The 286-nt window shown below is 65.0% G+C and carries 1 pseudogene; it reads right to left on the reverse strand.

Annotated features, from left to right (window positions below):
• A pseudogene (locus tag U5A58_RS40640) lies at positions 1-286 on the reverse strand (urocanate hydratase); the annotation flags it as partial.

Consider the following 286-nt stretch of genomic DNA (forward strand, 5'->3'; position numbering starts at 1 on the left):
TGCCACCGAGCCGGTGTCGAGGTGGTCGCGGCCGATCACGATCGGCGCCTTCAGTTCGCCGTTCTTGACCATCTCGTTGAACGCCTGGCCCAGACGATAGCGGTCCTTCACGCCCACCCAGCAGATACGCGCGGGCAGCCCCTGGAACGCAATGCGCTCGCGCGCCATGTCGAGCCAGTTGTGCAGATGCGGATCGTCAGGGATCAGCTCCTTGACCTTGGCGTCGGTCTTGTAGATATCCTCAGGATCGCCCGAGAGCGCCACCCAGCGGAACGGGCCCTTGCCC

Source organism: Paraburkholderia sp. J7 (assembly GCF_905220155.1).
GTDB lineage: Bacteria > Pseudomonadota > Gammaproteobacteria > Burkholderiales > Burkholderiaceae > Paraburkholderia.